The organism is Corallococcus silvisoli, assembly GCF_009909145.1.
Taxonomy (GTDB): Bacteria; Myxococcota; Myxococcia; order Myxococcales; family Myxococcaceae; genus Corallococcus; species Corallococcus silvisoli.
Genome location: NZ_JAAAPJ010000007.1, coordinates 460,302 through 473,173, shown reverse-complemented (window position 1 = coordinate 473,173; position 12,872 = coordinate 460,302). Strand labels below are relative to the sequence as shown.

Sequence of the window (12,872 nt, the reverse complement as noted above, 5' to 3'; positions counted from 1 at the left end):
AGAGCAGCCGGCCGGGTGAACGGTGCCGGGGCTGGGCCCGCGGTTGGCGGACGGCGCCGGGGGATGCCCACCCTTCTCGGGATGCGGCTGTGGAACGCGGTCATGCGGGGACCTTCACCGTCACGGGCTGGGATGGCGCCGGGTGGTGTCGGGCGTGCCCGCCGCTGGGAAGGCCCCTCACTCAAGGAGACGTCATGGCCACGCAGGCTCCGCGCGAGTTGGACGACGGGAACTCGATTCCTCCCCTGGGCTTCGGCACCTGGCCGCTGAAGGGCGACGAGGCGGCCCGGGTGGTGGAGATGGCGCTGAGGGCGGGATACCGGCTCATCGACACGGCGGCGCGGTACGACAACGAGGAGGCGGTGGGACAGGGGCTGCGGGCGTCTGGCATTGCCCGCTCGGAGGTCTTCGTCACGACGAAGCTGCGCGGGGCGGACCACGGCTACGACGCGACCCTGCGGGCCTTTGATGCGAGCGCGCGAAGGCTGGGGTTGGAGTCGGTGGACCTGTACCTCATCCACTGGCCGCTGCCGGGGCGGGACCTCTACGTGGATTCGTGGCGAGCGTTCGTGCGGCTGAGGGAGGAGGGCCGGGTGCGCTCGGTCGGGGTGTCCAACTTCGAGCCGGAGCACATCCAGCGGCTGGTGATGGAGACGGGCGTGATGCCGGTGGTGAATCAGGTGGAGCTGCACCCGGACTTCGCGCAGCAGGCGCTCCGCGAGGACGCCGCCGCGCGGGGAATCCTGGTGGAGGCGTGGAGCCCGCTGGGACAGGGTGGGGACCTGCTGAAGCGCGAGGTCATCACCCGGCTGGCGAAGAAGCACGGCCGGAGTCCGGCGCAGATCATCCTCCGGTGGCACGTGGAGCTGGGAGACGTGCCCATCCCCAAGTCGCAGAACCCCCAGCGCATGCGCGAGAACCTGGAGGTCTTCGACTTCCGGCTGGACGCGGACGACCTGGCCGCGCTCGCGACGCTGGACCAAGGCCACCGGTTGGGCGGCGACCCGAAGGTGTACGTCGAGTTGTAGGGACGGTCCCAGGCTGGGATTGGGTGGGGGCCCGGCGGAAGGAGTCGTGTCATGCGTTCACGGTTTGGAGCGGGTCCGTTCCTGGTGGGCTGCGGACTGGCGGTCGTGCTGGGCGGGGGTGGAGCGGCGCGGGCACGAGAGCCGGCTCCGGAGTTCAGCTACTGGCACAACTGGACGGACGACCACGGGGTCAGCCACATGACCCGGTGTCCCGTGCGGAGCTTTGATTTGAAGAGCATGTCGCCGCCCGCGGCTCCGCAATGGCAGGCGCGCCAGCCTCCCGGGCAGGCGCAGGTCCTCTTCACGGTCCAGCCTGACGGATGGAAGGGTTCGTGGCACGAGGACCCGAAGGTCCAGTGGATCATCCCGCTCTCCGGGACGTGGTTCGTCGAAGCGATGGACGGCACGCGCGTGGAGTTGGGTCCGGGGGACGTGTCCCTGGGCGAGGACTTGAACACGCGGCCGGACGCGCAGGGGCACAAGGGGCACCTCTCCGGCAACGTCGGTCCCGGGCCGGTGACCTTGATGGTCGTACAGTTGGAGGAGCAGGCCACGGTCAATCAACCGTGCCGGTTCAAGTGAGGGAGGCGCGGATGGCGCTCAGGTCCAGATGGATGGCATCCGGAGAAGAAAGAGCGCGTGCGGAAGGCGTTGGAGCGGCAAAGGAAGACGTGAGCGACCGTCTGTGATGGGTTGGCTGCACTGCGAAGAGATGGGAGGTCGCCGGTTCCAGGGTGCGGCATCTGCTACCCTCACCGGATGCTTCGTCGCGCCCTTGCCCCTATCGTGCTCTGCGCCACGGCTCTCTGGCCGCTGTGGGCGTTCGCTTGCATCAACTCGATGGACCGCATCGCCAGGGACGTCACCGTTCCCCTGTGGGCCGATCTGATCCCCTGGACCATTGGCTCGGTGGTCCTGAACCGCGTCGTCCTCGTCAACGTCCGGGGGCCGGCTGCAATGGACCGACCGAAGCCGTCCTGGTTCCGACAGGCCTTCTTCCTGCTTGTCGGTGCCGTGATCTTCTTGGTGCTGACCACGATCTCGGCGGGCGGGCCGCTCGTCGACCTCACCTCGGCGGACTTCGACAGGTGCACGGGGAGCGGTCCCCTGATTCTGGCGCTGGTGCTCAGTCCCGCGGTGCTGCTCATCCTGCAGGCCGCGTTCTTCCAGGGTACGGGCAAACAGCTGCTCGGTGACAAGCGTGGGGTCGCCCTCGCGAGCCTGGCCCTCTCATCCGTCCTGCTGGTGATGGGGCTGAGGATGACCCGTGACGCGTTCATCATCCCGCAGCTCTGTCCGCTCGCTACGGCCGGGAGGCCCCCGGGGCCCTACGACTGATTCAGGACGTGTGAAGGTCCTGCAACTGGTCGGGTGCACGTAGGACGATGCGAGGCTTGCGCTCGCACATTCCACGGAGAGCGTGCGCGGCAACATCACGGCAAGCGACTCCTGAGTTGAAACCAGTCATTCAACTCGGGATGCTTTTGCACCAGTCCTGTCTCAGAGATGAGGACAAGGGTATTGAGCGCGCTCTTGATGTAGCGCAGCCTGAGGAGCAGAGCTGTTGGAATCAGGCTCCAGTCCTGAAGGGACACGATCCTGGCTGCCTCCTCAATGGGGATGGAGGCAAGTTCCTGGAACCAGTCAAAGATGACTTCCGGCTCCAAGACAGCATCCCCTTCCTGCGCGCCAAGCTCCCTGATCATCCAGGCCCGCAGACTCATCGCTGAGAGCATGATGGAGTGGGTATCGCCGCCAGCCGAACGCCCTGCGAGCACTCCATAGACAAGGAGTGCGATATGCGCCCATGGAACGCTCCGCTCCTCTCTGGCTCGGGCTGCGGCGGTGAAGGCGAATCCATCCCAATTGAAGTTCTCGCCGCCCACTGGCTCGCCGATAGAAAGCCCGTCGAGCCAGGCTCGCACCTGCGGGAGCGGCCACTTCAGGACGGTTTGCAGAAGAGGAGTCTTCGTTTCCATAGTTACCGTCACGGAGCGAACGTGATTCCAAATCTGGCAAATGCCCGCCGACCGAGCTCCAGGACACTCTCGCTCGCGGCCTGGGAAGCCCCGTTCAGATAATGGCCGCTGCGAGACGTCAACTGGATTCCGAAGCGAGTGGTGCCGTGAATCGAGAGTTCTGCTTCACCGACAGCCCACACGGGGCGACCTCCGCTCGCGACCGCATGAGAAAGCTCAACCCCCTGCCATGTATGTGGAATGACTCTCAGCTGGCCGTCCGCGGTGATGACCCATTTGATTCGTTCCGCGCTCGCATACCGCAGGGACTCAGGTGAATCCACGCTGACCGGCTAGATTCAAAATCGTCGAGAGTTTCAACCCTTGCTGCGCCCCATTGAGCAGAGCGACCTTGCCTATGGCTGCGACACGCAAAGACCGAACGCCGTTTCAATCCACGCCACGCCCGGAGAGCGGAACGACCTGCTCCGCGTTCGTAAACGAGACGCCGTACTTGAGTTTCAACCCACGCTCCGCTCCGGAGAGCGGAGCGACACGCGTCCGAGGAGGGCACGCCGAAGAGGGGCCAGTTTCAACCCACGCTCCGCCCCAGGGAACGGAGCGACTGTACCGCACTCGACGCTGCTATCTCCGCGCGGCACGTCGTTTCAACCCACGCTCCGCCCGGAGAGCGGAGCGACCGGAGCCCGGGTGCTGCGCGAGCACGACATACCGGCGGTTTCAACCCACGCTCCGCCCCGGAGAGCGGAGCGACCCTGCCGCGGGGCCGCGCCAGCCGAAGTCCACCCAGTTTCAACCCACGCTCCGCCCCGGAGAGCGGAGCGACACGAGAGCGCGGTCGCCGATCCACCAGTAAGACAGGTTTCAACCCACGCTCCGCCCCGGAGAGCGGAGCGACGGCAGCAAGCGCGTCACGCGGAGCGTCCGGCTTCTCGTTTCAACCCACGCTCCGCCCCGGAGAGCGGAGCGACAGTAACCCGGCGCGTCGAGGATCGCCTCGTCCGCGAGTTTCAACCCACGCTCCGCCCCGGAGAGCGGAGCGACGAGGTGGAGGGGGAAAACTCCTGGCGGCTGCTGGTGTTTCAACCCACGCTCCGCCCCGGAGAGCGGAGCGACATGCACGCAGTCTATGACGACAGTGGCGAGCATGAGTTTCAACCCACGCTCCGCCCCGGAGAGCGGAGCGACGTGGTGATGCTCATCTTCGCGTTCATCGTGGCCTGGTTTCAACCCACGCTCCGCCCCGGAGAGCGGAGCGACACGATGCCGCAGGGGCCGGGGTGCGCCATGTACGCATCTTGTTTCAACCCACGCTCCGCCCCGGAGAGCGGAGCGACCGACAGCGCCTTGCCGAGGTGCGGTGTCAACTCGGGTTTCAACCCACGCTCCGCCCCGGAGAGCGGAGCGACGAATCCAACGGCGATCACCTGGACGATCACCGGAGGTTTCAACCCACGCTCCGCCCCGGAGAGCGGAGCGACGGCAAGACGCTGAAGATCACCTACAAGTGTCAGGTGTTTCAACCCACGCTCCGCCCCGGAGAGCGGAGCGACGGAGCATCGCGACCAGGTCCGTCCGCAGCTGTGTTTCAACCCACGCTCCGTCCCGGAGAGCGGAGCGACTCTGGACGATGTAGTAGCCAAGCCGGGCGATGCGGTTTCAACCCACGCTCCGCCCCGGAGAGCGGAGCGACGAGAGTCGCCATAGATAGGCATTGACGACTTGATGTTTCAACCCACGCTCCGCCCCGGAGAGCGGAGCGACGTGAGCAGCGACCTGTCGCTGGCCTTGCAGAGCTGGTTTCAACCCACGCTCCGCCCCGGAGAGCGGAGCGACAAGCCTTGCCTTCGCGCCCTTCGTCTCGGTGCCGAAGTTTCAACCCACGCTCCGCCCCGGAGAGCGGAGCGACGGCGCCCGCCCGGGTTCCTGCTCACGCCCTTGGGGTTTCAACCCACGCTCCGCCCCGGAGAGCGGAGCGACAAAATCCAGCAGGCCATCGCGAAAATCGAAGCTGTTTCAACCCACGCTCCGCCCCGGAGAGCGGAGCGACAGTGCGCGCGCCCCTCGGCGCGCGCGAGATCACGGTTTCAACCCACGCTCCGCCCCGGAGAGCGGAGCGACCACCAGCTGGCGTGAGTGTCCCACCGTTACCGCGTTTCAACCCACGCTCCGCCCCGGAGAGCGGAGCGACTACGGGCCGTCCTCTTTCTCCAGGTGAGCCATGTTTCAACCCACGCTCCGCCCCGGAGAGCGGAGCGACCCCGCCGTGCCCGAACGCCCTCGGGTCTCAGCGGAGTTTCAACCCACGCTCCGCCCCGGAGAGCGGAGCGACTGATGAGGGCGCGGGGATTCAAGGGTTACTAGTTTCAACCCACGCTCCGCCCCGGAGAGCGGAGCGACACGCATCGGTGGAGTGGCGGGGACAAGATGAACCCCCAGTTTCAACCCACGCTCCGCCCCGGAGAGCGGAGCGACCATGAGCCGTGCGCTCTGCGGCCCCGGGAGGGGGTTTCAACCCACGCTCCGCCCCGGAGAGCAGAGCGACTCATCGAGCAGGGCCTGGGTGTTGATGGCGCCATGTTTCAACCCACGCTCCGCCCCGGAGAGCGGAGCGACGTGCTGGAAGCCATCGCGGCCCTGCGCGAAGCGATGTTTCAACCCACGCTCCGCCCCGGAGAGCGGAGCGACCATATGGAGCGCGCTCGAACCCCGGGACGTTCACGCCGTTTCAACCCACGCTCCGCCCCGGAGAGCGGAGCGACAAAATAACAGTCAGAAAGTTGACGGGCAGGCATAAGTTTCAACCCACGCTCCGCCCCGGAGGGCGGAGCGACGGACGACGTGTTGCCTAGAGACGTGGCGTGGCGAATTGTTTCAACCCACGCTCCGCCCCGGAGAGCGGAGCGACGCCGTGGCCCGGCTCGGCGATGTGGGGCGTGGGCGCCGAGTTTCAACCCACGCTCCGCCCCGGAGAGCGGAGCGACGCAGTGCTGATCAGGGGCGCCTCCTCTCCCTCTGGTTTCAACCCACGCTCCGCCCCGGAGAGCGGAGCGACCTCCAGTTTCGCGACCAAGTTCGGCCAGTGCTGCACCATGTTTCAACCCACGCTCCGCCCCGGAGAGCGGAGCGACCTACGGCGTTGCGCAGCTGAGCGTGACGGTGAGGTTTCAACCCACGCTCCGCCCCGGAGAGCGGAGCGACCCATGGCGACCCCAAAACAAGCCCCGCTGGTGCCTAGTTTCAACCCACGCTCCGCCCCGGAGGGCGGAGCGACGGAGCGTAGCTCGCTCCTGCGCGACATCCAGGAGCAGTTTCAACCCACGCTCCGCCCCGGAGAGCGGAGCGACGTCATCCGGCAGACGGCAGTGGTGCCCTCTCACGTTTCAACCCACGCTCCGCCCCGGAGAGCGGAGCGACCGGCGCATTTCCAGGTACGCGGGTTCCTGCCCCAAGATGTTTCAACCCACGCTCCGCCCCGGAGAGCGGAGCGACAAGAAGCCCGGCTGGATGGCCACGGTCCTCTTGGGCCCCAAGATGTTTCAACCCACGCTCCGCCCCGGAGAGCGGAGCGACTCCGGAAGCGATTCCTCAAGAACTTCCCGGCCCTGAAGTTTCAACCCACGCTCCGCCCCGGAGAGCGGAGCGACATTTGTCTAATTCAGCCTTTCCCATAGTCTTGTCTTGTTTCAACCCACGCTCCGCCCCGGAGAGCGGAGCGACTGATAAGGCGTATCGTCCGGCTCCGCGTCCCGCTCGGTTTCAACCCACGCTCCGCCCCGGAGAGCGGAGCGACAAGAAAATCGCCGCAGCAAGCGCAGGCGGAAGGAGTTTCAACCCACGCTCCGCCCCGGAGAGCGGAGCGACCCATAAAGGCATCTGAGGGGACGAACCTGCTTGTGGTTTCAACCCACGCTCCGCCCCGGAGAGCGGAGCGACCCTCCTGCTCAAGGCCCACAGGGTAGGTCTTACGTTTCAACCCACGCTCCGCCCCGGAGAGCGGAGCGACTTGTTTCAGGTGCAGACCGCGACTGGAGGCGGGGAGTTTCAACCCACGCTCCGCCCCGGAGAGCGGAGCGACTGGAGGCCACGGCGCCCAGCGAACAACCTGCGAAGGCGTTTCAACCCACGCTCCGCCCCGGAGAGCGGAGCGACGTGACACGTTGCCGAAGCTCGACCCTGTGACGCTGTTTCAACCCACGCTCCGCCCCGGAGAGCGGAGCGACACCGCCGCGCTCGCCAGCGCCGCGCCCTGGTCGAGGTTTCAACCCACGCTCCGCCCCGGAGAGCGGAGCGACCCTACTGGCTCTAACGTATGAAGTTTCCAAAGAAAATTCGAAGCTTTCCGCGAACCCCTCCATCGGCACCATTCCACCTCCCTCGCGAAGCCATCCCCTCCCAACAACCCCCTGTTCTTCCCCGGAGTTTCCCGAGCGCGAACCTCAGGGCAGCCCTCCACTGGGAAGGGTTCGCGCGGCCCCTCAAACGATGAGGGTGCCTGTGGGATCCATCGGGGGTCGAACCCCGTGGTGCTCACATCGGGTCTCTTCATCCGCGTGTAGAAAATAGAAACGCAGGCTGTCCTTCGCCAGGTCCGCCTCATCCAACAACCGCTGGCGCAAAGCCACCCACTCACGCTTCCCGACGCGGCACTCGAACAACGAATACTGCACCCGCACCCCGCGGTCCTTGCACGCCTCCGCGATCCTCCTCAACCGCCGGGCCCCCGCTGCGTCGTCGTTCGCCACGTCGTAACAGACCAGCACCAGCATCGCCTCACCTCATCCTGAAGGGCGGGTACACCTCCAGGTCCCCTCGGATGACCCTCGCCAACAACAGGGCCTGAAGGTGCGGCACCCGCCCCCACGGCACCTGTTGCCCCAGGAACTCGTGCTGGACCTGCACCTGCTTCGCCTCCTGGTACGCCACCAGGAACGTCTTCCTCGCCGCGTCGCTCATCCTCCAGCCACCCGCAGCATCCTCCACGAAGTCCCCCGCCCCCACCTGCCCCCGGTTCACCAGCGACAACACCAGACGATCCACCACCGCCGCCCGAAGCTCCTCCATCAGGTCCAATGCCAACGACAACCTGCCTGGGCGCTCCCCATGCAAATATCCCACCGCCGCATCCAACCCGACCCCCGCCGCCGCACCCGCGCAGTCCTGCGCCAACAGCGCATACCCGAAAGACAGCAACGCATTGATCCGGTCCTTCGGCGGCCGCCGGCTCCTCCCCTCGAACCGAAACGCCTCTTCCTCGCGCTTCACCAGCAAGGGGAACACCGCGAAGTACTCACGGGCCGCGTTCCCCTCCACGCCTCGCACCGCGTCCAACGTCTCCGCGCTCCCCAACGTCCGCAGGCTCGACGCCAGCCGCTCCGTGGCCTCCGCCAGACCCTGCCTCCGCGCATCCGCTGCGTCGCGCTTCGCATGCAGCAGGAACTGCCGCGTGTTGTAGACCTTGCCCGCCACCATCGCCCGCGCCAACGCCAGCGTGCGCGGCCCATCATCCGCGCACCGGAACTGCCCCCGGCGCAGCACCACGTTCCCACCTGGCATTCCTTCCACCCGCGCCAGGAACCGCCCCGTGGGGGAGAAGAACGCCACGTGGACCCCCGCCTCCGCCAGCGCCGACATCAGCTCCGGTGACACCCCCACCCGCCCAAAACACACCACCGACGCCAGATGCTGCAAGGGCACCTGAACCCGGGTCGCCTCCTCCACTCGGACCACCACCGTCTCGTGGTCCTTGCGCAGGTACGCCCCCTCCGTCGTCACGAACAGCGTGTTGAGCTGAAGACTCATGCCTCCTCCTCCACCTTCAGCATCCGGGCCAGATGCCTCACCGCACGGCCCGGATCCGACACCGACTCGGGCAGACAGCGGGGCTTCAATGAGCACGGCGCGCACCGCGCGTCGTACACCGCGCGCGGCACCCGTCGCTCCAGGATGAGCGTCGCCAGCCTCCGCGCCGCGGACTCCGTCGCTTCGCGCAGCGCCACGTCGAACACCACCCCCACCCTCCGGTGGCTCGCTCCGTAGAAGAGCGCGCCCTCCGGGACCGACACGCCGTGCATCTCCTCCAGACACAGGGCCTGCGCGCAGAGCTGCACTCGATCCGCGCGCTCCGACTTCACCCTTCCCCGCTTGTACTCCACCGGGAAGGGCCGCAGCCCTCCCGGTGCCGTCGCGTCCGGGTGGTACTCCACCGTGTCCGCCTGCCCCACCAGGCCCAGCCGTTCCGAGCGCAGCGGCAGCGCCCTCGCCACCCTCCCTGTCTCACGGCGGTCGTTGCCCACCCGGTCCACCCGCTCGTGGAAGAGCTTGCCCGCCACCGTCGCGGCGTCCTCCTCCCAGATGCGTTCGACGTGGATGAGCGCGGCCTGCCGCTCGCAATACACCAGATGCTGGAGACCGGAGATGGGTACGAAGGCGTCGGATTCACTGGGCCCGGCGCTCATCCGCCCAGCTCCATCACCTCCACGCCCGGCGGCACGCTCCCCACGCTCAGCGCGTAGTCCGTGAAGTCGCGCGGCGGCCGGGACTCGTCCTTGCGCCGCACCGTCACCGCGTCGAACAGCTTGTGCGCGGGCGCATTGCCCAGCTCGCTCGCGTGGCGGAACACCAGGAGCCGCCGCGTCGCCATCAGCCCGCGCGCCGCGCTCCGGTCATGGTCGAACATCTCCAACAGCGCCTTCCACAGCAAGCCCAGGTCCTCCTCCCCGAACCCCGTCTGCTTCGCCAGCGCCGGAGCCACGAAGCCGTGCGCGCGGTACAGGCCGTAAGGCACCGTGTTCTTGCGCCCCATCGTCCGGTTGTCGCCCTGCTGCTGATCCGCTTCCTTGCGCGTCGCCACCGCCATCCGCGTGATGGTGTGCTCCGCCGCGACGACCGGATCCACCGAGCGACCAAAGGTGAGCTGCACCGGCCCACGCACCTGCCCCGCGTTCGCCTCCTTCAGCGACATCACCGCCCCGAACGTGCGCACATCGAAATAGCGCCGGCACATCTCGTCGCGCACCTTGCGCACCACCTCTCCATCCGAGGACTTGCGCTTCTTCTCCGCCTTGCCCTTCCCCTTGGCCTCCGCCTTCTCGGCTTCGGCTTCAGCCGGGGACTCCTCGCTGTCCTCCTGCACCTTCAACCCCAGTCGGCCGTAAGCCTCCGCGTGGAGCGCGGAGAGCAACGCCCGCTCCTTCACGTAGATGTCCTGGCCGTCCGCGCATCCGTGCACAAGCTGCACGTAGTTCCGCACCTTGCGCTTGAGGCACACGTCGGTGACGAGACCATGCCCCGTCTCCAGGTCCAGACGCGGCAGGTTGCCCGCATCCGGGTCCCCGTTGGGGTTTCCATCCTTCACATCGAACAGCAGGACGAAGTCATAGCGATTCTTGATGAGCGACATGGATTCCACTCCTGATGACACACCGTTTCGTGAGAACAACCCATCCATCGTGAGCAGCGATCAGTCCTCATCCCGCCGCGTGAAGAAGTCCTGACGCTGGTGGTAGTAGCCAATGGCGAACTGGCCCTGCTCCTCCAACTTCAGGGTCGTCGACCACCCCCTGGGGGGAAGCCTGCCCATGACCTCCGCGATCAGCTTCTCCACCCACCGGGCGCTGCCCTTCGACCGCCCCAACAGCTTCGCCAGGTGATGGTTGGACAGCTGGAGCAAGCGCGGGAACACCACTCCAGGGTTCGCCATCGCCGCGCCGAAGTAGCGATCCTTGATGCTGGTGTTGACTCCCTCGAGCGCGATCCACTGGAGCCGCTCCAACACGGCGAACAACCGGCCCAACTGGTACGGCACCTCAGGACTGTCTGGATTCAACGACACGGACACCTCCATGGGTTTGATGCCATGCGGCGGTCGCCGCAACGTGGCCTTGATGAGTGCGCAACGCGTATGCAGCAGGAAGGACGCCCCGTCGTCCTTGTCTGGGACTCGCAGCCGTCGCAGGGCGGCGGCCAACAGCTCGCGGGGAAAGGGCCGGCCCCCCAGCGCCGCACCGATCAACTTCGTCCCCAGGTCCGGCGGAATCCCCCGAGCCCCTGGCGGCTCCACCGCCCTCACCGCGTCCCAGACGGACAACGGTCGCTCGCGTCTCCCCTCGAGTTTCAATTCGTCGAAGTAGCCAAGGACGTTGTGCTTGAGGTCTCGGATGGCGAGTTCGAACCAGTCGCGCACCACCACGCGTGCGGCGTTGCCCCCCAGGGTCATCGCGTAGAAGCGCGTCGCGTCGAATTTTCCGGGCTCAAGCCCTCGCAGCGGGGACTCCGCGAAATGCACCGCCTGCGCCGGCTGCGGGAAGTCGAGCACGTTCAACAACGTGTCGACCACCGGGTCCGGCTCACGCGTCCAGAACACCACCACCGCGCCTTCGCCTAGCGACACGCCCTGCCGGTAGCGCCGGTCTCCATCTCGCGACAACATGTGATTGAGCGCCGTGGCATACCCTTCCGCCGCGGCCCGGGAGACGGGGGCGTTCTCCCCTTGCGTCAGCCCCTGCGAGCAGAATGCCTCCTCGTTGAATGACACCAGCGCGGCACCCGACGACTGCGCGCCAGGCACGTTCTTGATGGAGGGATGCAAGCGCGCCACCGGACCGATCTCTCCCGTGACCAGACAGCGCATCCTGCGCGCGGCCCTATCTCCCACCCCCTCCGCGCCTCTCCGTCGTGCCCACGCCTCGCGCAACGCGGGGCGTTCGTGCACGAGCGTCCCCTCCTCATCCCCCGACCAGCGGAAGGCCAGACGCTCCTCGCCTGTCCACTCCTCACGCTGCTCCACCACCTTTGGGAGCTGCTTTTCGAGCTTCGACAAGAACGCAGCCACGGCCTGAGCACCGGGGTCGTTCGTCTCCTTCGCCACCGCGTGCACCACGGCCTGGAACGCCTCCGCGCGCTCCGGGTTCTTCTTCGCCTTCGCCGCATCGCCGCCCCACCCCAGGACGTACCGGGCGTTGTCCACGAAGAAGCCCGGCTGGATGGCCACGGTCCTCTTGGGAATGCGCGGCACCGCACGCTTCAGCCCCCGGCCTCGTTCGTCCGTCGTCGGCGTCAACGACAGGAAACGCCCGTCGCTCCCCACCACGATGAGCGCATCCACCGCCAGCAGCTCGACGTCGGGGTCCTCCAGCAGACCCTCTCGTTGCGCATAGGCATACAGCGCGTTGAGCATCATCGGCGCTCCTCCCCCGCTCCAACCTGGGCCTTGAGCACCTGCTCCAAGGTCGGCACCTTCATCCGCCCTCTCTCAAGACGCGCCTCGAAGAAGAGGGGCACCGTCTCCTCCCCGCGATAGTCGAAGTCGTAGAACATCCAGCCCAGTGACCGGTCCAACTCCGGCTCGATGGGCCGCACCTGCTCCGGTGCGGGCTCCACCGCGGCGACGAACTCCCGGCAGCCGAGATACGGCGCCTGGAAGGTCTGCCCCTTCTCCAGACGCCGCTCGAACATCTCCTCGAACTTGCGCACTGAGTCTTCCGGCCCGGCCTTCTCCGTCAGATGGAACGACGCGGACACCACGTAGTCCACGTCCCTCAGCGCCACGGTGTTCCGCTGCGCCCTCCGGTCCGAGTCGTCCGCGAAGAACGTCACCCCTTCCGACATGCGCTGCTTCACCTCATTGCGGCGGAAGCTGGTCCACGCGATGGGCGCCAGCACCGTGATCTCATGCACCTGCCAGCGGATGGCCGGCTTCCACAGCACGGCCTCCAACAGGCCGCGCGCCGCGGAGGGCGTCATCACCTCGTAGCTCACCCGCTCTACCTTCATCTCCGGCCTGCTGAAGCACGCCACCGGCCCCCGGGCCCGGAGCCGGAAGACACGGCCTGACTGCGCTTTCATGTGTCACCCCCATGCATCG

At 66.9% G+C, this 12,872-nt stretch carries 10 protein-coding genes and 1 CRISPR repeat array; of the genes, 3 read left to right on the top strand and 7 right to left on the bottom strand.

Translation table 11 applies throughout. The features are described 5' to 3' along the window. Positions 1-194 precede the first annotated feature (194 nt). The 3 genes from GTY96_RS16275 (at position 195) to GTY96_RS16265 (ending at position 2,366) form a co-directional block, all read left to right on the top strand. Entirely contained in the window at positions 195-1,028 is an 834-nt protein-coding gene (locus tag GTY96_RS16275; RefSeq protein WP_161665197.1) for an aldo/keto reductase, read from the top strand. A 51-nt stretch (positions 1,029-1,079) separates the two neighbouring features. Next, a complete protein-coding gene (locus GTY96_RS16270; RefSeq protein WP_201756103.1) occupies positions 1,080-1,610 on the top strand; it encodes a cupin domain-containing protein in 531 nt (176 codons plus the stop codon). Positions 1,611-1,868: 258 nt separating this feature from the next. Then, positions 1,869-2,366 carry a hypothetical protein gene (locus GTY96_RS16265; protein WP_161665196.1) on the top strand — a complete coding sequence of 166 codons (498 nt, stop codon included), beginning with the start codon at positions 1,869-1,871 and terminating at the stop codon, positions 2,364-2,366. Positions 2,367-2,461: 95 nt separating this feature from the next. Here GTY96_RS16265 and GTY96_RS16260 read toward each other — a convergent pair whose 3' ends face one another. From GTY96_RS16260 to cas5c, 7 genes are all read right to left on the bottom strand, one after another. After that, complete coding sequence (locus tag GTY96_RS16260) at positions 2,462-3,007, bottom strand: hypothetical protein (protein WP_161665195.1); 546 nt, start codon at positions 3,005-3,007, stop codon at positions 2,462-2,464. A gap of 716 nt (positions 3,008-3,723) precedes the next feature. Then, positions 3,724-7,302: a CRISPR direct-repeat array (repeat unit 37 nt; unit sequence GTTTCAACCCACGCTCCGCCCCGGAGAGCGGAGCGAC). 183 nt (positions 7,303-7,485) lie between these two features. Then, positions 7,486-7,776, bottom strand: coding sequence for a CRISPR-associated endonuclease Cas2 (cas2, locus tag GTY96_RS16255; protein ID WP_143904076.1), 291 nt, complete (start codon positions 7,774-7,776; stop codon positions 7,486-7,488). A gap of 4 nt (positions 7,777-7,780) precedes the next feature. Continuing rightward, complete coding sequence (cas1c, locus tag GTY96_RS16250) at positions 7,781-8,809, bottom strand: type I-C CRISPR-associated endonuclease Cas1c (protein ID WP_161665194.1); 1,029 nt, start codon at positions 8,807-8,809, stop codon at positions 7,781-7,783. Beyond that, positions 8,806-9,465, bottom strand: a complete 660-nt coding sequence (gene cas4, locus GTY96_RS16245) for a CRISPR-associated protein Cas4 (RefSeq protein WP_161665193.1) — start codon at positions 9,463-9,465, stop codon at positions 8,806-8,808. The genes cas1c and cas4 overlap by 4 nt, the downstream gene beginning before the upstream one ends. Beyond that, on the bottom strand, positions 9,462-10,409 hold the full coding sequence (gene cas7c, locus GTY96_RS16240) for a type I-C CRISPR-associated protein Cas7/Csd2 (RefSeq protein WP_161665192.1): 948 nt from the start codon (positions 10,407-10,409) through the stop codon (positions 9,462-9,464). The genes cas4 and cas7c overlap by 4 nt, the downstream gene beginning before the upstream one ends. A gap of 60 nt (positions 10,410-10,469) precedes the next feature. Beyond that, complete coding sequence (gene cas8c / locus GTY96_RS16235) at positions 10,470-12,188, bottom strand: type I-C CRISPR-associated protein Cas8c/Csd1 (RefSeq protein WP_161665191.1); 1,719 nt, start codon at positions 12,186-12,188, stop codon at positions 10,470-10,472. Then, positions 12,185-12,853 carry a type I-C CRISPR-associated protein Cas5c gene (gene cas5c, locus GTY96_RS16230; RefSeq protein ID WP_161665190.1) on the bottom strand — a complete coding sequence of 223 codons (669 nt, stop codon included), beginning with the start codon at positions 12,851-12,853 and terminating at the stop codon, positions 12,185-12,187. The genes cas8c and cas5c overlap by 4 nt, the downstream gene beginning before the upstream one ends. Positions 12,854-12,872 lie beyond the last annotated feature (19 nt).